At 49.0% G+C, this 23006-nt stretch carries 18 protein-coding genes; 9 read left to right on the top strand and 9 right to left on the bottom strand.

The window, feature by feature from the left end:
* The first annotated feature begins 29 nt into the window (after positions 1 to 29).
* Positions 30 to 611 carry a DUF1439 domain-containing protein gene (locus RCH83_RS00255; protein WP_306517964.1) on the top strand — a complete coding sequence of 194 codons (582 nt, stop codon included), beginning with the start codon at positions 30 to 32 and terminating at the stop codon, positions 609 to 611.
* Here the strand turns inward: RCH83_RS00255 and RCH83_RS00250 are convergent.
* Positions 608 to 805: a hypothetical protein gene (locus RCH83_RS00250; RefSeq protein ID WP_306517963.1), complete on the bottom strand. Its 198-nt coding sequence runs from the start codon at positions 803 to 805 to the stop codon at positions 608 to 610. The two genes, RCH83_RS00255 and RCH83_RS00250, sit on opposite strands and share 4 nt — an antisense overlap.
* A 158-nt stretch (positions 806 to 963) precedes the next feature.
* On the opposite strand from RCH83_RS00250, the gene RCH83_RS00245 reads away from it, so the two are divergent.
* Complete coding sequence (locus RCH83_RS00245) at positions 964 to 1368, top strand: VanZ family protein (RefSeq protein ID WP_306517962.1); 405 nt, start codon at positions 964 to 966, stop codon at positions 1366 to 1368.
* 133 nt (positions 1369 to 1501) lie between these two features.
* On the opposite strand, the gene RCH83_RS00240 is transcribed toward RCH83_RS00245, so the two are convergent.
* The 5 genes from RCH83_RS00240 to RCH83_RS00220 form a co-directional block, all read right to left on the bottom strand.
* Positions 1502 to 3349, bottom strand: a complete 1848-nt coding sequence (locus tag RCH83_RS00240) for a M2 family metallopeptidase (protein WP_306517961.1) — start codon at positions 3347 to 3349, stop codon at positions 1502 to 1504.
* A 126-nt stretch (positions 3350 to 3475) separates the two neighbouring features.
* On the bottom strand, positions 3476 to 4639 hold the full coding sequence (locus RCH83_RS00235) for a PLP-dependent aspartate aminotransferase family protein (RefSeq protein WP_306517960.1): 1164 nt from the start codon (positions 4637 to 4639) through the stop codon (positions 3476 to 3478).
* Positions 4640 to 4796: 157 nt separating this feature from the next.
* Complete coding sequence (locus RCH83_RS00230) at positions 4797 to 5816, bottom strand: isopenicillin N synthase family oxygenase (RefSeq protein ID WP_306517959.1); 1020 nt, start codon at positions 5814 to 5816, stop codon at positions 4797 to 4799.
* Between the two features lie 520 nt (positions 5817 to 6336).
* The gene (locus RCH83_RS00225) at positions 6337 to 9201 is read right to left on the bottom strand and encodes a TonB-dependent receptor domain-containing protein (RefSeq protein ID WP_306517958.1); all 2865 of its coding nucleotides are present in this window, start codon (positions 9199 to 9201) and stop codon (positions 6337 to 6339) included.
* A 637-nt stretch (positions 9202 to 9838) separates the two neighbouring features.
* On the bottom strand, positions 9839 to 10522 hold the full coding sequence (locus RCH83_RS00220) for a GNAT family N-acetyltransferase (protein WP_306517957.1): 684 nt from the start codon (positions 10520 to 10522) through the stop codon (positions 9839 to 9841).
* On the opposite strand from RCH83_RS00220, the gene RCH83_RS00215 reads away from it, so the two are divergent.
* From RCH83_RS00215 to RCH83_RS00200, 4 genes are all read left to right on the top strand, one after another.
* Complete coding sequence (locus RCH83_RS00215; protein ID WP_306517956.1) at positions 10505 to 11845, top strand: FAD-binding oxidoreductase; 1341 nt, start codon at positions 10505 to 10507, stop codon at positions 11843 to 11845. The genes RCH83_RS00220 and RCH83_RS00215 overlap by 18 nt on opposite strands.
* Before the next feature lie 121 nt (positions 11846 to 11966).
* Positions 11967 to 12179 carry a hypothetical protein gene (locus tag RCH83_RS00210; RefSeq protein WP_306517955.1) on the top strand — a complete coding sequence of 71 codons (213 nt, stop codon included), beginning with the start codon at positions 11967 to 11969 and terminating at the stop codon, positions 12177 to 12179.
* 121 nt (positions 12180 to 12300) lie between these two features.
* Entirely contained in the window at positions 12301 to 13128 is an 828-nt protein-coding gene (locus RCH83_RS00205) for an ABC transporter permease subunit (RefSeq protein ID WP_306517954.1), read from the top strand.
* The gene (locus tag RCH83_RS00200) at positions 13125 to 14039 is read left to right on the top strand and encodes an ABC transporter ATP-binding protein (protein WP_306517953.1); all 915 of its coding nucleotides are present in this window, start codon (positions 13125 to 13127) and stop codon (positions 14037 to 14039) included. The genes RCH83_RS00205 and RCH83_RS00200 overlap by 4 nt, the downstream gene beginning before the upstream one ends.
* Before the next feature lie 32 nt (positions 14040 to 14071).
* On the opposite strand, the gene fdxA is transcribed toward RCH83_RS00200, so the two are convergent.
* Complete coding sequence (gene fdxA, locus RCH83_RS00195) at positions 14072 to 14398, bottom strand: ferredoxin FdxA (RefSeq protein WP_306517951.1); 327 nt, start codon at positions 14396 to 14398, stop codon at positions 14072 to 14074.
* Between the two features lie 202 nt (positions 14399 to 14600).
* Between fdxA and RCH83_RS00190 the strand changes: the two genes are divergently transcribed.
* Positions 14601 to 16214 (top strand): NAD(P)/FAD-dependent oxidoreductase, encoded by a 1614-nt coding sequence (locus RCH83_RS00190; protein ID WP_306517949.1) that lies wholly within the window; start codon positions 14601 to 14603, stop codon positions 16212 to 16214.
* A 137-nt stretch (positions 16215 to 16351) separates the two neighbouring features.
* Positions 16352 to 18115: a hypothetical protein gene (locus tag RCH83_RS00185; protein WP_306517947.1), complete on the top strand. Its 1764-nt coding sequence runs from the start codon at positions 16352 to 16354 to the stop codon at positions 18113 to 18115.
* 108 nt (positions 18116 to 18223) lie between these two features.
* On the opposite strand, the gene yjeH is transcribed toward RCH83_RS00185, so the two are convergent.
* The gene (gene yjeH, locus RCH83_RS00180; protein WP_306517945.1) at positions 18224 to 19519 is read right to left on the bottom strand and encodes an L-methionine/branched-chain amino acid transporter; all 1296 of its coding nucleotides are present in this window, start codon (positions 19517 to 19519) and stop codon (positions 18224 to 18226) included.
* A gap of 143 nt (positions 19520 to 19662) precedes the next feature.
* On the opposite strand from yjeH, the gene RCH83_RS00175 reads away from it, so the two are divergent.
* The gene (locus RCH83_RS00175) at positions 19663 to 20118 is read left to right on the top strand and encodes an Lrp/AsnC family transcriptional regulator (protein ID WP_306517943.1); all 456 of its coding nucleotides are present in this window, start codon (positions 19663 to 19665) and stop codon (positions 20116 to 20118) included.
* A 35-nt stretch (positions 20119 to 20153) separates the two neighbouring features.
* On the opposite strand, the gene RCH83_RS00170 is transcribed toward RCH83_RS00175, so the two are convergent.
* Positions 20154 to 22760: a TonB-dependent receptor gene (locus tag RCH83_RS00170; RefSeq protein WP_306517941.1), complete on the bottom strand. Its 2607-nt coding sequence runs from the start codon at positions 22758 to 22760 to the stop codon at positions 20154 to 20156.
* Positions 22761 to 23006 lie beyond the last annotated feature (246 nt).

Below are 23006 nucleotides of genomic sequence, written 5' to 3'. Positions count from 1 at the left end.
TGTGATTCATGTTAAACAGGATTTTGTTGATGTTTAGTCGTTTGCGTTTATGCAGTCTGTTGTTGGTTTTTGTTGTGGTGAGTGGTTGCAGCCACACCAATCAGTTGGCGTTTTATCGTCTCAGTGATGCTGAATTAAATCAGCAGCTGTCTCAACAAATTCAGCAGCTTGCACAAAAGGTCACAGTTGCAGGTTTACCGCTGAAGTTACAGGTGAATCAGCTGGATGTGCAGATAGCGCCACAAGGCAAACCAGATGTTCAGCTGACGTTGGATACCGGCGCTCTGGTGCAGTTGGCTATGGTGCAGTTGCCGGTGCAGCTGAAGCTGTCATTAAGTGCCGAACCTTATTTTGACCAGCAGCGTCAGGCTGTGTATTTGCGCCGTTTTCAGTTATTAAATTCAGAAATGGCGGCCGGTGGGTTACAAGGGAAGTTACGGCCATTATCGGCTGAAGTGGCCCGGTTGTTACAACAACAGTTGGCTCAGATGCCGGTATATAAACTGGATCCGAATAAACTAAGTCACCGTATGTTGTTAAATATGCCGCTGCAGTTGCAGTTGACGCCCGGACAAATAAGGTTATCGCCGGCTTATAAAAGTGGCAATTAACCCAAAAGTTTACTTAATAACGGGAACTGGCTGAGCTGTTCAGGGTAATAATAACTAAGCAAACCTACTTTGCTTTCCAGTAATAACAGAAAAAAATGACTGAGCACCATCACCAATAAAAACCAAAACAACATTTTGCCCAACTGTTGCAGGTTGGGCAGTGTGATAAGGTCGTTTTGTTCACTGTTGTTCATTCGTTTTCTCCGTCAGGGCTGGTTATTAAGTTAAGTCGTAACCAGTTGCCAAAAAGTTTAACCTGCTTTCAGATTTTGCTGAGCACTTTGTGATAAACGGTGCTTTTGTTGTGAGTAACGGAGCTTTTTGGCGGGTGAGTCATAAAGGAAAAAATCAGATGTTACGTTGGTTACCCAGTTTTATGTTAATGGCCTTTGCCGGTTGGATGATTTATCAGGCCGACCGTGGTATTCCGAATCTGTTTATTCAGTTTGCCGATCAGTATGTTTATGGTGACAAAATTGGCCACGCCATGTTGTATGGAGGCCTGGCGTTGTTACTCACTGTTGCAACCCGGTTCCGGCAGTGGCGTATTGGCGGCAGGCGGTTTTTTATGGGGGCTGTGCTGGTGTTGATTGCCGCTTTACTGGAAGAAGGCAGCCAGTATTTTCTCAGCACCCGCAACTTTGATTTATGGGACGCTTTTGCCGATGTAGTTGGTGTTGTGTTGGCGCAGTTATTTTGTTTTTTATGGCTGGGCACAGGCAACAGATATCGGCAAATGCGGCGTAAATTGCGTTGAGTGTGGTCAGGCTGGCCTGAGCATCAAGGGCTTGAATCTTACAGCAGGCCAATAAAAACGCCGCTATTTAGCGGCGTTTTTGCATGTTAAAACATCAAGTTACTTAAAACATCAAGTTACTTAAAACGTCAACTTACCAGCCGCAGGTGCGGCCTTTGTTTTGTTCATCCAGATAAGTTTTCAGCGGCGCAAAATAATCCAGAATGGCAGACGAATCCATTTCCGGTTTGCCGGTGATTTTTTGCAAGGCATTTTGCCAAGGCTGGCTGGCGCCCATTTCCAGCATACTGTTTAGCGCAGTGCCGGCTTCTTTGCTGTTGTAAATAGAACAACGGTGAATAGGGCCATTGTCTTTGGCAATTTCACACAAAGCTTTGTGGAACTGGAACTGCAGAATATGCGCCAGGAAATAACGGGTGTATGGCGTATTGCCTGGTACATGGTATTTAGCGCCGGCATCAAAGTCGGTTTCAGTACGGGCAATTGGTGCTGCTACACCCTGATATTTTTCGCGCAGTTGCCACCAGGCCTGGTTATATTGCTCAGGTGTTACCTGACCGGAAAACACCTGCCAGCGCCATTGGTCAACCAATAAACCAAAAGGCAGGAAAGCGACTTTTTCCAACGCCATTTTCATTAACAAACCAATGTCTTTCGACTCGTCAGGTACCTGCTCCAATAAACCAATTTGTTGCAGATATTTTGGTGTCACAGATAAAGCGATAGTGTCGCCAATGGCTTCATGGAAACCGTCGTTGGCGCTGTCCTGATAAAACACCGGCTGGTTTTTATACGCGCGCTGGTAGAAGTTGTGCCCCAGTTCATGGTGAATTACCGCAAATTCTTCACCGGTTTTCTGGATACACATTTTAATGCGTAAGTCGTCTTTGCTGTCTAAATCCCAGGCGGAGGCGTGGCAGACTACATCTCTGTCGCGCGGTTTTACAAATAAAGAACGGCTCCAGAAAGTGTCCGGCAAAGGCGCAAAACCTAAAGAGGTAAAAAAGCCTTCAGCGCCCTTCACCATTTTCAGTTCGTCGTAACCTTTGTCGGCCAAAAGTTTAGTGACGTCATAACCCGGATCAGAGTTTTCCGGTGCCACTAAATCGTAAATATTGCCCCAGCCCTGTGCCCACATATTGCCAAGCAAATGGGCTGGAATAGGTTTATCCAGCGGCACTTTGTCGGCACCGTATTTTTCTGACAACTTGGCGCGCACGTGGCAATGCAAAGCTTCGTATAAAGGTTTTACTGCGCTCCACTGTTTATCCAGCTCAGTGGCAAAAGCATTGGCGTCCATATCGTATTTAGAACGCCACATAGCGCCTGTGTCGGCATAACCCAGTTCACGGGCACCTTCGTTAGCAAGCTCCACCTGACGCTGATACAAAGGCCGCATAGGCGCAGCTGTGTCGTGCCAGCCTTTCCACATTTCTAACTGTTCGTTGTAGTCGCGTGAGCTGGCCATTACAGACGACATTTCACCTAAGTCCATACACTGGCCTTCGGTTTTGCAATATTTGCCTTTGCCATACATGGCATTGAGTTTGGCAACCAGTTCCGCCAGCTCGGCGGTTTTGGCTTTGTCCTGTGGCGCGGCCAGCGTTAGTGCCAGTTTTAATTTATCCAGTTGACGTCTGGTGTCGGCGTCTACTGTGGTTTGATTAAAGCGGGCAGCTTCATTGGCCAGCCGTACCACAGTTTCAGTCATTTTCTGGCCTGCGGCTGCGGAAAGTGCTTCGGTATCTTCGGTAATAAAGTTGCTGGCGATCCAGTCGGCGCGGTTGACTTCCAGCAATAAAGTGGCCATTTCATCCGACGCTTTTTTCACAAAAGCAGTGGCTTCTGCGGCTGTCGGCGCACTAACGGCTGCTGCGGTGTTGTTTTCGACTGGTTTTTCGGCGGCTGGCTGGCAGGCGCTCAGTAAAAAGCCACCGGCAATCAGGGTTGCCAGTAAAGTTGGTTTAAATTGAGGTTTCATCTGAGGTTCCGGGCATTGTTATGGTTGTAAGGTGTGAAGTGCAGTTGATAGTGGCTGCACTTCACAATGCCCGGCTAGTATTGTCAGCTTGTAAAGGATTTGCAAATCAGATGAGTGCGCATTGGCTTAGATAAATTCCAGTGCCTGCGCTAAATCGGCAATTAAATCATCGGCGTCTTCCACACCCACACTTAACCGCACCAGTTTGTCAGTGACACCGGCTTTGGCTCTGTCTGCTGCTGTCATAGCGGCGTGGGTGGTGGAGGCCGGATGGCAAGCCAGACTTTCTAAATCACCTAAACTCACGGCCTGGGCAAATAATGTCAGGTTATCTAAGAACTTAGCGCAAGATTCAAAACCACCGGCCAACTCCAGCGCTACCATGCCACCAAAACCAGCGGCGGTGTCTTTAATCACCTGATGACCAGGGTGGGAAGCTAAACCAGGGAAAAACACTTTTTCTACTTTAGGGTGACTTGCCAAAAACTCCGCCACTTTGTGGGCAGCAGTTAAATGCGCGTCCATCCGCAGTGGCAGGGTTTTGACACCCCGTTGTAATAAATAAGCTTCCTGCGGGCCCATAGGGGCGCCAATATGTTTTAGCGCTATAGTGCGGATGCGCTGAATAAGCGGGCCATTGCCTGCCACCACACCGGCAATAATGTCACCATGACCACTCAGGTATTTAGTGCCGCTGTGCATCACAATATCTACCCCAATCGACAACGGCTGGAATAAATAAGGGGTTAAAAAGGTATTGTCACACACAGTGATGGCACCAATTTGCCGTGCCACCGCCACTATTTTGCGGCTGTCGATCACTTTTAACGTTGGGTTGGTAATAGGCTCCCACAACACCAACCGGGTGTTTGGGTTGTGATTGGCAACAAAATCATCGTCGCTGCTGTAGCTTTTGACAGTGACACCGGCGCGTATCAGCGTATTACGTAAAAAGGCATCTGTGCCACCGTACACAGGGTCAATAAAAGCCACTTCGTCACCCTGCTGGGTTAAGGCGTACACAATGCTACTGATGGCGGCCATCCCACTTGCCACTACCACAGCCTCATCAGCACCTTCCATGGCGGCCAGCTTTTGCTCCAGCGCCGTTGAGGTTGGGTTGCCAAAGCGGCTGTAAATAAAACCCGGGTTCTGGCCGGCAAATCGGGCCTGGCCTTCAGCGGCGGTGCCGTAGCTAAAAGTGCTGGTCAGATACACAGGTGTATTTAAAGCGCCTGTGCTGGCATCCGGCGCCTGGCCGGCGTGAATGGCTAAAGTGCGAAATTTCATCAGAATACCTGTTAATAAAGCGCTGCAGGCAGCGCCAGTGCTAAACAATGTCAGAAAAGAGTAGCGCTTTGCGCCGGAAAAACAGAGCCTTCCGGACGCTCAGCGTTATGGCGTGCTGGGCCTTTAACCACAGCAGGTGTGCTGGTAAAAACAGCGGTTAGCTGGCCACGGCCAAATCGGCATAGTGGCTGGCGGCCACGTCTTTATGTGAGCGTAAGCGGCCTTTTAATACGTTTTCTCCCACCTGATAAAACAATGGGTTGAGTGGGTCTGAAGCCGGGCCTTTGGCTTCTTGCGCCAGATGGGCCGGTAACTGCAATAAGGGCACAGTGGCGTCCAGCTGCGCAGCCATAAAAAAAGCACAGGAAAAGCGTTCTATACCGGCTTTGGGGCTGACCACTCTGTGTAAAGTGGCTTTGAGGTAACCGTTGGAGGCCAGCTCCAGCAGCTCACCAATATTCACTACAAAAGAGCCTGGTAAAGGTTCGGCGCTGACCCAGCCATCGTCGGTGAGTACTTCCAGACCTGATTGTTCACCCTGCAGCACCAACGTCAGATAACCCGGGTCTTTATGGGCGCCTACCCCTTGTTTGCTGTCGGTTGCGCTCTGTCCTGGGTAACGGATCAGTTTCATATGCTGATAAGGGCCCGCCTTGATGGTGTTCTGCAGTGCATCAGCCGGCAGTTCTAACGCCTGCATAAAAGCGCTGAGTAAAGTTTCGGTTAAATTAGATAACTGCTGTTGCCAGCTTAATAATTCGGTTTTCAATTCTGGCATAGCGGCCGGCCATTGGTTGGGCCCTATTAAGCGGCGCCACGGCTGTTTGGCTGTAGGCAAACCTGTGGCGATATCTTCGCGCATAATATCAAACTGTTCGCGCTGATCCGGCTGACCCAGCGTCAGCTCACCGGCCACGCCGGTATAACCACGAAAATGCGGTGAGTGGATCATCTGAATTTGTTGTTTGGCGGCAGCTGGCAACGCAAAAAACTGACGGGCTAATTGCAAAATTTGTTGCTGGCGGTTTTCACTGATGCCATGGCCAACCAGATAAAAAAAGCCAACATCACGCGCTGCAGCACGCAGCTGTGCAAAAAACTGCTGTTGTTGCTCTGCATTCCCGCCAAGCTGGCTTAAATCCAAAACGGGTAACTGCAATTGTTGTGGTTGGCTCATGGTTAAACTCCGGTATTGCTGCACGCTCTTTAGCGAATGTGCGCATTTAACCAGCAGTTATGAACATAAAACATGACTGAAACGCTCTTGTTCAGATGATTTGGTTATAACCGGATGTCTAGATTTTTAGCCGTTTTGAATTTGAAAGGGAATAAAAGACAGATTGATAATTTTTGGCCGGTAAAAAGCCGTTTAGTTGATGGCTGATTTTAATGATGAAGCTTTATCTGTTTGATATTTATAGTTAAAAATGAAAATCGTCGCTGATGTGGCAGATGTTCAGCGTGCTGGATATTTAGACTTCCGCTTACAACATTCAGATCTGAGATAGATAAAAATACTGCATAGCATAAAAATGGTTTTGTGCTGGATTGCGGCAAAACCACAGCCTTGTAGCCCACAACTTTCTTTTGCCGTTGAAAAGGCACCAGCGTTTAAATTGGCTTTTCTATATAAAAAAAGGCCCCGCTTTTTATGGCGGGGCCTGATTTTTTAACTCGCAGCTGATAAAGCCGGAGTTTTACATTTTGTAAGAAACAGTCGTATAGAAGAACTGACCTACGTTGTCATAACTGGCGCCTTCAGTGCTGGTGCCTGTGCTGACGCCCGGTAAACCACGGTCAAACAGGTTGTCGATACCTACTGACCAGTTCACGCCATTTGCAAACTGGTAACCCAGGCTGATATCTGTGATGACATAACTGCCATAACGCATTAAATCACGTGGATCCGGGTTTTTCGCCAGTTCCTGTTCAGTGTACAGGCTCACCCCATTGATATGACGGGTTTTCCAGCTGGCGGTCCAGGCGTCATAACTGTAGCTTAACGACAGGTTTTCCTGCCACTCTGCTTCACCTTCAGTGCCGGCACGTTGTTCAAACTGTGACGGATTGTTCTGGAAAGAGAAGGTTTTGCGTGAACCTAAATAAGTGCCGATTAACTTGGTTTTTAAGCGGCCACCCAGCAGATCCAGATCATAACCTGCTTCAAAATCCACACCTTCAGCAGTTTGAGCTGCCACGTTTTGCGAAGTTGAAGTAATCAACTTCAGCTCATGGCTGATTGGGTCCCGTTGAATAAGGTTACAGAACTGCGCAGATAAACCGTTGGTTGCATCCACACATTTGTTCAGGATGTCCTGCGCCGAAACTGTGTTAATGGCTTCATCAATTTCAATCGACCAATAATCTACAGTGACTGTGAAATCTTCAATCCATTCAGGTTGGTAGACAAAACCTACAGTGTGGCTGTCTGACTCTTCAGCTTGTAAGTTTGGATTACCGCCAGAGCGGCCTTCAATGCTGGCGCCTGTTGCTTTTGCTACAAAGTCAGCCGGAATTCCCAGTAATTCACAGTTCGCAGCCCAGATGGCGTTTTGTTTATAACGAATGTCACAAGGGTCCTGCAGCCGTGAGAAATACGTCTGGTTCAGTGGACGATACAGTTCACTGATATTGGGTGCCCGCAGCGCTACTGAATAGGTCGAACGAACACGCAGTTCATCGCTCAGAGTCCAGTCCAGACCGGTTTTCCAGCTGGTGGCATTGCCAATAGTGCTGTAGTCCGCAACCCGTACTGCAGCGTCAAAAGCTAAGTCCTGTACCAGCAGCATGTCGGTCAGCAGCGGCACTGACACTTCAGCAAAAGCTTCTTTGACGTTAAATTTGCCGTGAGTTTCCTGCAATGCGTTCAGGAAAGTGGCGCCAGTGGCGGCAAAAGCATCAGGCACACTGTCACTTTGTTCACGACGGTATTCCACACCACCTGCAACACCCACGCTACCGGCCGGTACATCAAATAAAGCGCTGTTGGATACACTGCCGCCAGCAACCTGTTGTTCAATGGCACTGGTGGAATACGACGAAGTATTAAACCAGTTGATGGCAGCCTGATTCACTGCACCATAACCAAACACCGAAGTTGGTACACAACCGGCAGCGCGCGCTGCTACATCGCGACAAACAATGTTGCCGTTTTGGTCTTTTACCGCGTCAATCGACTGGGCAAAGTTTTTCCGGATCAGGTTGTTGTGGTTGACCTGCTCCAGTCTGGTGCGGCCATGAGTTGCAAAAGTTTCAAAACTCCATTCGTCCGTCAGCATACCGTTTAAGCTCAGGTTGAACTGGTCGGTAATACGGCTGTTTTCTTCCAGACGACGGCCGGCATCTTTGTTAAAACGGTGAATGGCAATACTGTTTTTACCATTGGCATCCATTAAAGCGGCCAGATCTTGCCCGACATAAGCATTGTCACGCTTAATTTGTAAGGCGCTGCCGTATTCAAAAAAGCTCGGCTGACGCACTGAATCTGCTTTGCTGACCACATGTTTGGCCGAAGCGGCCAGATTCAGATCGGCGCCCAGATCGTAGTCGCCTTTCAGGTTAAAACTGTAACGGTCAAAAGCTGGTTGTAAGTCGGTGTATTCACGCAGGTTTAAAAACTCACAATCCACACAGGCGACGTCCATCGGAAACACTGTGCCCATATTTTGTGGTCTTACCGAACCGTCCGGATTAAAGGTGTACCAGACTTTATTCAGCAGGAAGTTACCGTTCACTGAGCTGTCGTAATAACCGGCATTGCCAAAAGTAATTTTGTCGGCGATACCGTCATGAATGGTGTTGCCATTGGCATCTTTGCTGTCTTTGCTGGCCGGGTTGGTCAAAGACATAAAAGAGTTACGGGTCTGGCGACGTTCAGTGGCATTAATGTCGTTTTGCGTGGCAAAGTCGGCGGCAAAAGCAATGTTGCCATCGCCATTGGCAATGTCCTGACCATAAGAGAAAGTGTATTTCTGGTTGGCCAGCGGGTTGTCATTGGCTTTACCCGCAGTGGCGCTCAGCTCCAGACCCTGAATGTCTTTTTTCAGTTTGAAATTCACTACACCTGTTACAGCGTCAGCACCATAAATGGCCGAAGCGCCGCCGGTGATAATTTCTACCGACTCAACCCATGCCGTTGGAATGGTGTTGGTGTCAACCGAAGCTGTGCCTGCGCTGCTGGACACATGACGTTTGCCATTGACCAGAACCAGAGTTCGGGCGCTGCCCATACCGCGTAAATCCAGCAGGCTTAAACCGGCAGTACCGATGGAGTTGCCAGAATTCGCCAGAGAATAAGTAGAAGCCAGCGCCGGCAGTTCATTTAAAGCTTCACCAATGTTGGTGGCGCCGGTGTCGATTAAATCAGCACCACTAATTGAGGTGACAGGAGAAGGCGCTATGGCACCTTCACGCAGAATACGTGAGCTGGTGACAGAAATACGTTCAACAGCAGCTGTGTTGTCGGCACTGTTTTGTTGAGCCTGTAACTGAAAACTGGTGAGTGCAGTGGCAGTAAGCACACTTAAGGTGACCGCCTGGGTCAATAATGAACGACGAAACATCTGTACCTCGAATTGCAGACGCTGAACCAGCAGACTGGAGCGCGCCATCGGTGTCGGATAAAAAGCGAATAAACCCCCCCAGCTGGCGGGGCGGCGCATTCTATAGAAAGAAAAGAAAAATCGGCACAAAAATCGGCAGAAAATGGACGTTTAGATAGCTAACTGCATATTTAGTCACCAATCTGGCGACAAAACAGTCAATAAAGCAGGGCGTGCTGCTGAAAACTCAGTGTGCTGCGCACCGTTGTCTGATGTGCTTTGATGCTTCTCAAATGCACAAAGATATCAATGCCAGGCTGGCTGCTGGCCAACTTGCGGTGTGGTTGATTCTGTGTAATTATTGTTTTTGAAACCGCTTACATTTTTTGTTGCTTGTGCTGTGTTGTACCTTGCTGATTTGGTGTAGCTGGCAATAGAAAGATGCTTTGTTGCTTTGCAGCAAGGGTTTCACGTGAAACTTTGTCCGGGTGTAACGAGCTTTGTTGGCGTTTCAACTGCTGATCCTGTGACCGTCTGGCTGTGGTGGCCTCTGGGGCGGTCGGGTAGCGGGATCAGCATTTTTCCGGATAAAACATGACTCTCCCACAGCTGCACTGTCGCCGTTTGTCGTCCTCGGCCGGCAGTTGCGGCTGGTTTTCTAGAATCGCAAAATCATCTCTGCCGCTGAGCAGTGGCAGTCAAAACCACAAAGTACACAGGCATAACCGTTCAGGCTGTCTTGCCGCCATTTATCCGGATGTTCTTTCACCAGCACACCACCGTGCTGACTAAAATATTTTACTGCGGCATTACCAGGGCTTTGTTGCCATAAATGGGCGACCCCGGCGCGGGCACCTTGTTGTTTTAACGCCGCTATAGATTGCAACAGCAACTGGCCGCCAATCCCTTGTCCCTGAAAATCAGGCGCTACCGTATTACATTTAAAATAGGCCACTTCTTCAGGCGACAGTTGCCATAACTCTGGGCTGCACCAGTTATCCGGCTGCCATTGGCCGGCGGCAAACGCCAGTCTGAAACCGGCCAGACTTTTACCACTGCGGGCGACCCAACCGGCATTGATGCCACCGGCGATGCCTTGCTGGTAATATTTTTCCAGCAGCGCCGCTGTTAAATAACCCTCACCATGCACCAGATTGCCAAGGGTAATCACTTCATCAAAATCAGCAGCTTGTAACGGTAAATATTGCATATAAATTTGGTTCACCCCGGACTCTGGATGGCTTGGCAACAAAGCCATATCTTGCCATGATGCAGCCAGAGAGCGCCAGTTGTTGCTGGTTTGCGGTTTTAGATGAGGTTTTTTATGTACGATCCGCTGCATGATGCTTTTGCCGGCCAGGGCGAACCTTACCCTGACAGTTATTGGGCACACAATTCAGGGCCTGCGCCTATGGATGACGGTGTGCTTCACTGTGATCTGGATGTTGACGTTGCCATTATTGGCGCCGGTTACACTGGTTTATCTACCGCTTATCATCTGGCCACTGAACATGGGGTAAAAGCCGTTGTGTTGGAGGCCAACCAGACCGCCTGGGGTTGCAGCGGCCGTAATGCCGGTTTTGTGCTGAAATCCAGTGGCCGTAAACCTTATGCCCAGATGCAAAAACAATGGGGTGATGAGGTGATGCGGGGCATTTATCGCGAATTTTGTGCTGGTGTCGACACTGTTAAAACACTCATTGATAAAGGCATTGACTGTGAAGTGCAGGCGCCGGGTTATTTACGCATGGCGCATAAACCAGCCATGGTCAAAGTCATTCAGGCACAAGCGGCGTTGCAACAACAAATGTTTGGTTATCAGGTGGAAGTTTTAAGCCAACAACAGGTGCGGCAGCACTATGTGGATGACCAGCAAGCTTTTGGCGCCTTGCGTTATGCCGACGGTTTTGGCGTGAACCCGCTGAAACTGGCCTGGGGTTATCAGCGGCTGGCGCGGGAAGCCGGCGCCCGCATTTATACCGGATCTCCTGTGCTCAGCATTCAGGGCGCCGCTGGCAAACAACAATTATTGACTCCGCAGGGCATAGTGAATGCAAAAAAAGTGGTGATAGCCACTAATGGTTACACCGCCAAAAATTTTCACCCCGGCATTTCGTCCCGCACCTTACCTGTGCTTTCGCAAATTATTGTCACTGAACCTTTAACCGAAACCCAGCTGGCCGCCTGTAACTTCCTCACCAGCCATGTGGTGATGGATACCAGAGCGCTGAAATATTATTACCGCAAGTTACCCGACAACAGGCTGCTGTTTGGCGGTCGCGGTGCCATTACCGGCAAAGATGCTGAAAACCCTTATTATGCTGAACGTTTATTGCAGGTACTGAAATTGAGTTTTCCGGCATTACAGCACATTCGTTACCAATATAAATGGGCGGGCTGGGTTTGTATGGCGCTGGATGATATGCCGCATATTTATCAGGCGGATGAAGCTGGTGATGTGCTTTATAGCATGGGCTATTGTGGCAGCGGCTTGTCGTTTTCAGTGCAGGCCGGCAAAAGGTTGGCCGAAAGGGTGATGGGTTTGCCGCAACCCGATTTACCTTTGTACCAAACAGCTTTGCCAAAATTTCCGTTGCCTGCTTTGCGCCGTTTGGGTCAGTGGGGTTATTTCCATTATGGAAAATGCAAAGATCGTTGGTTTTAACAGCAAATTAGGTAAATTTGTATAAATTATGTTTATTTATTTTGTTACATCATATTGATATTTTTGTTGTCCTTGCCTACCATTCCGCCGTCTGTCCAACAGGAATGGAGCAAGGACAAAAATGGAATTATTACCGGACTTTAATGCGATATTGGTGGCTATTGGGGTGTTGTATTTTTGGTATGCCCCTTTGTTATTTATTTTCAGTCGTGTCGACCTGAATTTGCGACAACGATTGTGCTGGAGCTGTGTTTGTTTATGCAGTTCCTGGTTTAGCTATTTATGGTTAAAACAGTATTATAAAAACAACAACGCGGAAAATTTAACCAATTAGTAGTCAAACTGACTGCTGGTGGTTTTTCTATTATGTATAAGTTGTTGATTTTGCTTTGTTTGACATCTGGCATCAGATTTGCTCTTTTGATTGATATCTAGTCAAAAGGACGAACAAACTGATGCCAAACTTTCCTGCTTTAGCCAGTCATTGTGTGTTACTGGCCCGTTTTGAACTGTATCGCCTGATTGGTAGCCCGCGTGGTTGGTTTGCGTTGGGTGCTTTTGCTGTCATTTGGTATTTCCTGCTGCGTTACCCCATTTTTGAAGCCAGTGTTCAGCTGCAACAACCTGATATTCAGGGCATGTTGGGCCGGGTTTTTGGCATGGTGGGTTTATATAACCTACTGAACTGGCCAGTGGCTGAACTGAGTGTGTATTGGCTTATTACTGTGTTGTTATTGCCTTTAGTTGCGGTGCTGACCAGTGCTGACCAAACCGCCGGTGATCGCTCCCGTGGCACCTTAAGGTTCCTCACCTTAAGAACCAGCCGCACAGCTATAGTGTTGGGTCGTTTTGCCGGTCAAATGCTGGTACAGGCGCTTCTGGTGTTGTTGTCTTTGCTGGCAACCCTGGCGCTTGCCTGGTGGCGGCTTGGATCTTTGCCTTTAGCTGCTGTTGAACATGCGTTGATTGTCTGGCTGAATCTGTTGATTGTACTGGCACCTTTTACTGCCATGATGGCTTTGTGCTCGGCCCTGGTTCGCTCTTCCAAGTTAGCCATTAGCCTGGCTATTGTAGGTTCAGGTGTGCTGGTTGGTTTATTAAGCACGCTCATCTGGTACCAACCGGACTTCCTCTGGTTGCTGCAATATCTGCCAGGCGCACAATTGCCGCTGTTGCTGGGTGAACAAGGCTGGGCAACATTCCAGCACGCCGGCTTGCCGCTGGCACAAACAATGGTGTTTCTGGTATTGGCCTGGTTAGTGATGAAAGGAAAATCGTTATGACACATTTAATTCAGGCCAAAGCTTTATGCAAAAAATTCGGCCAAAAAACAGTATTGGATCATCTCGATTTTTCTCTGGAAGCAGGTGAGCCTATCGCCTTGATTGGCCCGAACGGCGCAGGTAAAACCACCTTGTTTAGTTTGTTGTGTGGTTATTTAAGCCCAAGTTCAGGCCAGATTGAAATTCTGGGCCATAAACCGGGCAGCGACAGTTTGTTTGGCCGGGTCAGCGCCCTGCCACAAGACGCGCAGCTGGACCCGAACTTTTCAGTGCAAACCCAGCTGGAGTTTTACGGCAGGTTGCAGGGCATGAATAAAAACACCGCCAAAGCTGAAACTGCCCGGGTACTGGCGTTGGTGGATTTAGCCGAAAACGGCCAACAAAAAGCCACGGCGCTCAGTCACGGTATGCGTAAAAGAGTGGCGATTGCTCAGGCCTTGTTGGGCCAGCCTGAGCTCGTGATGCTGGATGAACCCACAGCAGGTTTGGATCCGGTGAATGCCATGCAGGTGCGTAAGCTGATAGCACAGCTCTCCGGCGAAGCCACTTTTGTCATCAGCTCCCACAATATTTTTGAACTGGAAAGGCTTTGCGGCACAGTGCTTTATCTGGAAAACGGTCGTTTGCAACAACAGCAGCCGAGTTATCAGCAAGGTGCTGCCGGTTATCTGGCATTGCAACTGGAACAAGGCGATAGTCACAAAGTTTTGGCTTTATTGGCGCAACTGGCCGGCGTGCAAAAAGTGGAACAACTGCAAAAAAATGAATATGGGCTGTTTTACGACCGTGAACTTTGCCCTGACATGGATTTAACAGTGCTGGCGATGTTACGCACTGAAGGTCTGGCGTACCGCCAACTGACGCAAGGGCGTTCGCTGGAACAACAGTTGTTTAGTGTGGTGAATGGTTAAGGCGGTTACACAGCGGGCGCTTGCCGGGCGTTTTAATCGGTTTGCAGATATTGCAACTTGTCCGGCACGCCGTTCCACTGATCAGCATCGGCAGGGGCGGCTTTTATTTCGGTGATATTAGGCCAGACCAGCGACAGTTCGGCGTTCAGTTCAACAAATGGAATTTGTTCAGCGCTTAAAGCATCTTGCTGAAAAATAGCATTGGCCGGGCATTCTGGTTCACATAAACCACAATCGATACAGTCGGTTGGGCTTATCACCAGAAAGTTTGGCCCTTCATAAAAAGCGTCGGCCGGACATACAGCCACACAGTCGGTGTATTTGCATTTGATGCAGTTGTCTGTGACTACAAAGGCCATGCGGTGCTCCGTTCTGAGGTTGTGGCTAAAATGAGTCGCGGATTGTACTGAACAACACTGAAATTACAAGATAGCGTGGATTTTTTGTGCAATTGCTTATTTGTCGCGCCAGTTTCAGCTAAATAACGTAAAATGGCCACCCAAAAACCATCTTGTGAGCCGGCAACGCTGTTGTTGGCTAAGACACCGATAGGAACCCGGCATGATCCGTTTAACCGAAATTAAGTTACCACTCAATCACGACGAAGCAGCTTTGTCCGCCGCTATTCTGAACAAACTAGCCATTTCTGCTGCCCAGCTCAAAAGTTTCAGCATGTTTAAGCGTGGTTACGACGCCCGCAAAAAAACCGATATTCAGCTGATTTACACTTTGGATGTTGAAGTAGAACAAGAAGCCGCTTTGCTGCAAAAATTTGCCAAAGACCCCCATGTAAAAGTGTCCCCTGACACCAGCTACAAATATGTGGCGCAAGCACCTGCCGTGCTTGCCCAAAGGCCGGTGGTGATTGGCCTTGGCCCTTGTGGTTTATTTGCCGGTTTATTGCTGGCGCAGATGGGCTTTAAACCCATTATTCTCGAACGAGGCAAAGAAGTGCGGGAACGCACCAAAGATACCTTTGGTTTTTGGCGGAAAAAACCGCTGAATACTGAATCTAACGTGCAGTTTGGTGAAGGCGGTGCCGGTACTTTTTCTGACGGCAAATTATATAGTCAGGTCAAAGATCCAAAACATTATGGCCGTAAAGTTTTGACAGAGTTTGTGGCGGCCGGTGCGCCCGACGAAATTATGTATGTCAGCAAACCCCATATCGGCACCTTTAAACTGGTGACTATGGTGGAAAAAATGCGCGCCCGTATTATTGAGCTGGGTGGTGAAATCCGTTTTAGCACCCGTGTGGATGATGTGCTGATTGAAAACAATGAAATCAAAGGCTTAACCTTATCCACCGGCGAAGTGTTACATAGCAATCATGTGGTATTGGCGGTGGGCCACAGCGCACGCGACACCTTTGAAATGTTGTTTAACAGAGGTGTGTATATTGAAGCCAAGCCGTTTTCAGTGGGTTTTCGCATTGAACACAAACAGTCGATGATTGACGAATGCCGGTTTGGCCCTAACGCCGGTAACCCTATTTTAGGTGCCGCCGATTATAAACTGGTGCACCACTGCAACAATGGCCGCACCGTGTACAGTTTTTGTATGTGCCCTGGTGGCACTGTGGTGGCTGCGGCTTCGGAAGAAGGCCGGGTGGTTACCAACGGCATGAGCCAATATTCGCGCAATGAACGCAACGCCAACAGCGCCATAGTCGTGGGGATAGATCCGCAGCAGGATTACCCTGGTCATCCGCTGGCGGGCATTGAGTTGCAACGTAAACTGGAAGCCCAGGCTTATGAACTTGGCGGCAGCAACTATGACGCACCGGCGCAGTTAATTGGTGATTTCCTTGCAGGTAAAGCCTCCACTGAGTTTGGTGACGTTGAGCCTTCTTATACGCCGGGCGTGAAACTGACTGATTTATCTAAAGTGCTGCCGGATTATGCGATAGCCGCTATCCGCGAAGCTATTCCGGCTTTTGACAGCCAGATCAAAGGTTTTGCCCGGCCTGAAGGTTTGTTAACCGGGGTAGAAACCCGCACTTCATCACCTATTTGTATTAAACGTGGCGCAGACTTCCAGAGTGTGAATATCAAAGGTTTGTACCCGGCCGGTGAAGGTGCAGGTTATGCCGGTGGCATTTTATCGGCCGGTATTGATGGTATTAAAGTAGCGGAAGCTGTTGCGCTGGCCATCACTGCGCAGGCAAACGCCTAAAGCCTGGTGAGCACAGCTTGTTCTGTGCACAGATGCTGGTTAATATGACGTAAATTATTGATAACAAACAGGGTCTTCAGACCCAATTTTGCACTGCAAAGACTCAGGTCTTGCAATGACCAACAGGAGTGGAAAATATGCGTAAGACCCTTATTGCAGTTGCCGTTGTTGCCGCCGGCGCTTTGGCTTATTACCAGTTTGCCGGTAAATCAGCGGCCGTACCTGAGCTGGCGGAACTGGCTTATGTACCGGCCGACACCGTTTTGTTTTCAGGCCAGTTTACCCCTATTGATTTGGGCAGTTACCTGACCAGCCTTGGTATGGGGCCACAATATTACAACGCCGATATGCAACAGGCTTTTGCCGATTTACTGGCAGAAAGCACTGAAGCACAAAGCAAATTTGTGCTGGCGCTGGCGCAGTCTTATATGCAGGCTTTGTCAAACCCGGCAACGCTGAGTTCAGGCACAGGTATTAAACCTCAGATGCGCAGCCTGATGTATATGGTCGGTATGTCGCCTGTGGTCCGCATTGAACTGGGTGATGAAGCTGCGTTCTGGCGTTTATTTGATGAAGCTGAAAAAGCCAGTGGTTTTAGCCATGTGGCGCAGCAAATTAATGACGTGAAATACCGCCAATACCGTCTGACCAAAGAAGAAGTGACGTTAGACTTATTGGTCACAGTGAAAAACGGTTTTGCCACTATGGCATTGAGTTCAGAGAAGTTTGATGCCCAGCATCTGGCTGTGGTGGTGCAAGCGGCACAACCTGAACAAAATCTGGCCAACACCACTTTACTGGCCGATCTGAAGAAAAAATATCAGCTGAATAACGATTCTGTGGGTTACCTGAGTTCAGAACAACTGCTGAAATTTGTCACCAGCAAAGACGGCAACCTGCTGGCGAAAGATGTGGAAGCTTTGTTTGGCAAAGAGCTGGATATCGCGCTGGCCGAATGGCGTAACGCCGCTTGTCAGGCCGATATTGCCGCTATCAGCAAAAGCTGGCCTGGTTTTTATATGGACAGCAAGTTTGACCTGAATGATGCCAGCAAAATTAAAGTAGCAGGCCGTTTATTGGTGCCTACGGAAAATGCTGAAACTGTCACGCAATTATCGGCGCTGCGTGGTTTTATTCCGTCGCCATTATTAACTGAAACTGCTCCAGGCATGTTCCACACTGCTGTGGGTCTGGATGTAGCGCAACTTGCCCCGGCGCTTGGTAAACTCTGGACAGGACTGACAGAGCCTGCATACAGCTGCGCGCCACTGGCACAAATGCAGCAGGAAGCCAAACAAAACAACCCGCTGGCAGCTTTGGCCATGGCCGGTATGGCCAGTGGTTTACAAGGTATGTCTGTCACTATTCATGACGTTGAGATGGATTTAACCAATGGCAGCCCAAAAAACGCCGACGCTTTATTAACCATTTCTGCCACTAACGCCCGTGCTTTTGTCGAAGGTATTAAGGCCTTTTACCCGCCGCTGGCTGCTGTGGCTTTACCAGCTGCAGGTGAAGAACTGGATGTTGCCTCTGTGGTGCCGGAAGTTGCCATGTTGGGTGTGGCGCCAAAACTGGCGATGACAGATTCACATTTGTTGTTATACGTCGGTGACAAAGCCAAAGCACAATCGGCTGAAGTGGGCAAAGAAAGCTTAAGCAAAAACGGTTTGCTGAGTTTTGGTATGGACTACGGCAGTTTCTTTAAAACGCTGAAATCGGCCATGGCGGCCAGCGGTGAAGAAATTCCGGCTGATTTTGAGTCTTTTGCCAACAGTGATATGAAAATGCAGATGAGTGTGAATGTAAACAATCAGGGTTTTGTATTGCAGTCACAAATGCAGGTCAGTGCCAAAGCGCCGGCAGCTGCCGCAGCTCCTGCCACCAGCGCAGGTAAATAAGCTTGAGTTGTTGATTTAAAACTAAAAAGGAGCTGATTTCAGCTCCTTTTTTTATGTTCAGGGCAATAGCTCTGCGGTTGGCTGGGGTACTGGGTAATGCAGCAGCAATTACCGGTGCTGTGCTGCGACTGCCGCTTTTAACTGTCGCTGTTGCCACTGTTGTTGCCAATAAAGTAGCGGTAAACCAAGCAGCACTATGAATAACGCATACAACATCGCCATACCGAGTGTACAGGCAACAGCAGCACAAATAACAAGGCTGAGCCAGGCCAAAGGCCGGTAACGGCGCGATAATAAACGTAAAGCGGCAGCCATGCTGCCAAGATAAATCAACACAAAAACCCCGTTGACCCAGCCGATTAAATCTTCCAGACCTGCGCCAAACCAGGCTGAACCCAGCAGCACCAACGCCATCAGACTTAACATAAAGATTAAAGCGTGTTCCGGCATCTGATAGGCATTCATCGGTTTTAACGCAGCGGGCAATACGCCCTGGGCACTAAAACTCTGACACAAACGGGCCACGCTGGCGGTGTAAACATTGACAGTTGCCAGACCGCTGGCTAAACCCAAAATACCAATCAACACTGCGCCGCCAGCACCAAAAAGCCGGTCAAACCCCTGCGCCATACTAAGGTTTTCGCCTGGGGTTGCCAGTACCAGCAATAAATAACTACAACCGAGATAAATCAGCCCAACCAGAATTAAACCTATTAACAGTGCCGGTAATAAATGTCGTTTGGGGTTGCGAAAATCCTGCGCCAGATGGGTCATGGCTTCCACCCCCAAAAAACTCCAGAAGCCTATCGCCAATGCTGCACTCAAACCGGAAAAATTGCTGCTGTCTGGCCAGAGTTGCAAAGGCACATGAGCAGCAGGCGCTGCTTTGGCAAAAGCAACCAACATCAGTAAAACTACTGCCACTATGGCCAGGGTCAGCCCCAGCTGTAATTTGGCCGATAGCTGAAAACCGCGTCTGTTCAGTTGCCACAGCAGCAACAATAAAAAAAGCTCGACCGGCAACGCGGCGCTTTTGGGTAACCAGGGCGCAATAAAAGAAAAAGTCATCATCATGGCGGCGGAAGCACCCAAAGGCACCACCAGCATAAACAACAGGCCAGTCAGTCTGCCGGCAACAGGGCCAAAAGCTTCAGCAACAAAATGAGCGGGACCTGCCGCATGCGGCAATACACTGGCTAAACGGGCAAAAACTATAGTGACAGGCACCGCCAGCACTGTTAATAACAACCAGACTGGTAATGCGCCTGTGCCGGCAAACTGAATGCTGAGCTGTGGCAAAATAAACACACCAGTGCCAAGCAAAGTGGTTGCCAATAAAGCCGCCCCTTGCCACATGCCGATACCTGTTGTGTTTGCTGTTGTTTTGGATGAATTTTTTTGCATCTTGCTCTGCTGAATCGCTCTGGTTTCCAGGCCAATATGATAACTTAACCGGCAACAACAAAATGACGCTTCTGCCCGACAAAACGCCGGTAACACAGTGAAAATGGCGACAACACGACGGCAGAACATCAGTAACAAGGAGAATGGCCATCAGCACTTTAGACAAATTTGACGAGCTGATTATTCAGGCCTTGCAACAAGACGCCCGCCAGACGGTTTCTGCTATAGCAGCTACCGTGAATTTATCCCGTAGTGCAGTGTCGGAGCGGTTAAAACGGCTGGAGCAAACCGGCGTGATCCGTGGTTATCAGGTGTTGTTGCAACCACAAAACAACAATCTGGTATCGGCTTATTTTGCCATTGAACACCGCAGCGCGCGCTGCGCCGAAATTATTCCTAAATTGCAGCTGATCCCGGAAATCCGCCGTTGCCATGGTATCAGTGGTGAAACCGACTTAATGTTGTTTGTTGAGGCCGCTTCAATGGCGCGGTTACATCAAATCCGTGAGTTATTGGACGCCGATCCGGCGATAGAAAAAATCACCACCCATATGGTGCTCAGTGAATGGATTAACCTTGGGCCTACAGAAAACACCTGAGCCGGTGTAAACCAGCTCAGGTGGATAAAGGCAGCTTAGAACTTATAGCTGACCTTGGCATACACATAACGGCCACGTGGGCTGTAGATGCTGGTGACATAACCGTACAGGTCGCCGTCACCGTCACCGGCGGCAAATGGCGGTTCTTCATCCAGCAGGTTGTTAACACCCAACATCAGTTTGGTGCTGGCATCCCAGTTGTAATACAGCTGGCTGTCTACTGTCAGTTGTGAATCGACCATTTTTGAGGTTTCGGTGTCAAAATCCAAAGTGCCGTCAAAATCAATATCCGGTGTATCTTCAAATTCGCCGATATAAGACAACGAACCTGCCACACCCCAATCGTTCATGCTCCAGTCGGCGCTGGTAACCCAGCGGTATTGTGGATAACGGTATTCGCCGGCATAAGATCTGTTGTCTTTTTCAAACTCATCCAGATAAGTCCATTCCAGATTCAGCTTCAGAACCCCGTTGTCGGCCATGTCCAGTTTGTAATTGGCCGATAAATCCAGACCACTGGCTTCCTGGGAACTGACGTTAAAATAACCGTTGTTGATGCGATCCAGTGTGCCTAAAGTTTGACCAGGAAGTGGGGCAAAACGGATACAGACGGTGCTGTTTTGTTTGCCACATTCAGCCTGATAAACCTCGCCAAATGGTACTTCATCAATTTTGTTGTCCTGGGTGATATTCCACAGGTCAAGACTGAAGTCCAGCGTGTCCGACACCTGCCACACCAAACCCAAATTCCAGCTTTCAGATTCTTCCGCTTTCAGGTTTGGGTTACCGGCAAAAATAATGGTGTAGTCGGTTGAAGCACAGGCCGGGTTGGCCGGATTGGCGGTTGGGCATAAAAAGGTATCCACAAAAAATTGTGACTCTTGGGAAGGGCCAAGGCCTATTTGCGCCAATGAAGGTGCGCGGAAACCCTGACTCCAGGAACCACGGACTGTCACGCTGTCTGATGGAGTGTAATGAAAAGCGACTTTGGGGTTGGCGGTGCCGCCAAAATCGCTGTAATGGTCATAACGTTCCGCCAGTTGTAGTTCCAGGTTGTCCAGCACAGGTACTGACAGCTCAATATAAGCGGCTTTTTGTGAACGTCCTGCAGCTGCGGATACAGATTCTGTCCCGTAAATTAAACCGCGGGTAAATTGATCGTCAGGTGTATCGCGGGCATCTTCTTTGCGATATTCCACACCGGCAGCCATGCCAATGGCCCCGTGGGTAATTTGCATCAACTCGCCGCTGATATGTGCGTCAACAGAAGTCAGATGGGATTTACCACGACGCACCAGACTGGTGGTAATAGCATCAATCACAGATTGTGGGTTTTGCACACCACCAAAGGGGTTGTAACGACCGGCATTAATTTCCTGTTGCAGGAAGTCGGTACGCACCCAACCCTGATCACGTTCACCGGTTTGTGTTGCCGCACTGCGGCCTTTTTGTGCTGCAGCCTCCCACTCCCAGTTGTTAATATTGCCGCGAACCCCTGCCAATAAGCGCAAAGTGTCAGAAGTAATATCCCAACGTCTGTTACCTGCGTCCACAGTACGGTAACGGCTGATTTGAATATCTTTTTTCCATGGGTTATTCGGGTGGCTGCCAGGCACTGTCAGGCCGGCACCTTCATCCAGTGGTGTTGCGGCGCCGCCTGCGGTAGAGCTGTTATGTTGCACCGCCATTTCCGAAAAAATCTCAATATCGTTGGCTAATTCGCGGCTCATATTCAAAATGGCGCCCAGCCGCTCAGCTGCAGGTACCGCAATAGAATGTGGACCATAGTCATAAACACAGGTTTGTCCGGCAATGCTGCCTGCCGGGCAATTTGGGTCCCGCAGTGTCACACCGTCCACAATAAAACGGCCCGGGAAACCGCGGGACGAACGGAAATCAGCGCCGCCATAAGGCGTTTGATTAGCGGTGCCAAAACGACCTAATTCTGAGTTGTCGATTTGACTATTGTTAAAATAATCCAGAATTAAGGTGGCGTTACTTTTGTCATCCCCTGTGCCCCAGACGGTGCTGAAGGTTTTTTCGTCATAACCTGGCCCTGTGGTGGCACCATAACCAAGCGACACATCAGTACCTGTGTAGTCTTTGCGTAACACCACATTGACTACGCCGGCAACAGCGTCAGAGCCATAAATAGCCGAAGCGCCATCTTTAAGAATATCGATACGCTCAATGGCAGCAACGGGAATACTGTTGATATCAACAAAAGAGTTCACAATACCTTCAGCAAAAGCACTGCTGGCCACACGACGGCCGTTGATCAGCACCAGCGTGGCGTCAGCACCAAATCCGCGCAAGCTGATGGCGGCTGCACCATTGGCGGTGGAGTCCTGACTGTTACCGCGGGTGGAAAAAGTACCGGCTCCAGTGACAGGCAGGCGTTCCAATAACTGCTGCAGGTTATCAAAACCTGATTTATCAATGGCGCTACGGTCGATAATAGTGACGGGCAGCGCCCCTTCAATATCGGTTCTTTTAATGTGAGAACCGGTGATTTGCATCCGTTCAACCGACTTGTCATCTTTAGTTTCGGTTGATGATTGTTGGGCCCAGAGTTGTGGGCTGCATAACACAGCAGCCACGGTAAGCGCACAGTAGTTGAGTTTATGTTGGGTAGTGTTCATAACAATCCTTTTATTCACCTGACATTTTTCTTGTTTTTTGCCGTAGACCGGCGTTTTATCTATAGTACAAATATCGAACTTCCGAGCCTTGCGACTTAAAAAAATCATGCTTTTTTGTAAACATAAGTGACATTCGCGCAGGCAGTTATGTTTAGTTACAAACTGGGCAAATTTGATTTTAAAAATCAACGGGGTTTGCGTTGTTGTGACACAGACAAGATGGCAATATTGCTGGAGATTTCACCT

The sequence above is a fragment of the Rheinheimera sp. genome (genome assembly GCF_030824435.1).
Taxonomy (GTDB): Bacteria; Pseudomonadota; Gammaproteobacteria; order Enterobacterales; family Alteromonadaceae; genus Pararheinheimera.
The sequence above is the reverse complement of the archived record's forward strand: the minus strand, read 5'-3'. Positions and strand labels throughout refer to the sequence as shown.

What these genes read in the sequence shown, in the direction of transcription:
- RCH83_RS00255 (WP_306517964.1), top strand. Translation starts at nt 30, where the DNA reads ATGTTTAGTCGTTTGCGTTTATGCAGTCTGTTGTTGGTTTTTGTTGTG.
- RCH83_RS00250 (WP_306517963.1), bottom strand. Translation starts at nt 805, where the DNA reads ATGAACAACAGTGAACAAAACGACCTTATCACACTGCCCAACCTGCAA.
- RCH83_RS00245 (WP_306517962.1), top strand. Translation starts at nt 964, where the DNA reads ATGTTACGTTGGTTACCCAGTTTTATGTTAATGGCCTTTGCCGGTTGG.
- RCH83_RS00240 (WP_306517961.1), bottom strand. Translation starts at nt 3,349, where the DNA reads ATGAAACCTCAATTTAAACCAACTTTACTGGCAACCCTGATTGCCGGT.
- RCH83_RS00235 (WP_306517960.1), bottom strand. Translation starts at nt 4,639, where the DNA reads ATGAAATTTCGCACTTTAGCCATTCACGCCGGCCAGGCGCCGGATGCC.
- RCH83_RS00230 (WP_306517959.1), bottom strand. Translation starts at nt 5,816, where the DNA reads ATGAGCCAACCACAACAATTGCAGTTACCCGTTTTGGATTTAAGCCAG.
- RCH83_RS00225 (WP_306517958.1), bottom strand. Translation starts at nt 9,201, where the DNA reads ATGTTTCGTCGTTCATTATTGACCCAGGCGGTCACCTTAAGTGTGCTT.
- RCH83_RS00215 (WP_306517956.1), top strand. Translation starts at nt 10,505, where the DNA reads ATGTACGATCCGCTGCATGATGCTTTTGCCGGCCAGGGCGAACCTTAC.
- RCH83_RS00220 (WP_306517957.1), bottom strand. Translation starts at nt 10,522, where the DNA reads ATGCAGCGGATCGTACATAAAAAACCTCATCTAAAACCGCAAACCAGC.
- RCH83_RS00210 (WP_306517955.1), top strand. Translation starts at nt 11,967, where the DNA reads ATGGAATTATTACCGGACTTTAATGCGATATTGGTGGCTATTGGGGTG.
- RCH83_RS00205 (WP_306517954.1), top strand. Translation starts at nt 12,301, where the DNA reads ATGCCAAACTTTCCTGCTTTAGCCAGTCATTGTGTGTTACTGGCCCGT.
- RCH83_RS00200 (WP_306517953.1), top strand. Translation starts at nt 13,125, where the DNA reads ATGACACATTTAATTCAGGCCAAAGCTTTATGCAAAAAATTCGGCCAA.
- fdxA (WP_306517951.1), bottom strand. Translation starts at nt 14,398, where the DNA reads ATGGCCTTTGTAGTCACAGACAACTGCATCAAATGCAAATACACCGAC.
- RCH83_RS00190 (WP_306517949.1), top strand. Translation starts at nt 14,601, where the DNA reads ATGATCCGTTTAACCGAAATTAAGTTACCACTCAATCACGACGAAGCA.
- RCH83_RS00185 (WP_306517947.1), top strand. Translation starts at nt 16,352, where the DNA reads ATGCGTAAGACCCTTATTGCAGTTGCCGTTGTTGCCGCCGGCGCTTTG.
- yjeH (WP_306517945.1), bottom strand. Translation starts at nt 19,519, where the DNA reads ATGCAAAAAAATTCATCCAAAACAACAGCAAACACAACAGGTATCGGC.
- RCH83_RS00175 (WP_306517943.1), top strand. Translation starts at nt 19,663, where the DNA reads ATGGCCATCAGCACTTTAGACAAATTTGACGAGCTGATTATTCAGGCC.
- RCH83_RS00170 (WP_306517941.1), bottom strand. Translation starts at nt 22,760, where the DNA reads ATGAACACTACCCAACATAAACTCAACTACTGTGCGCTTACCGTGGCT.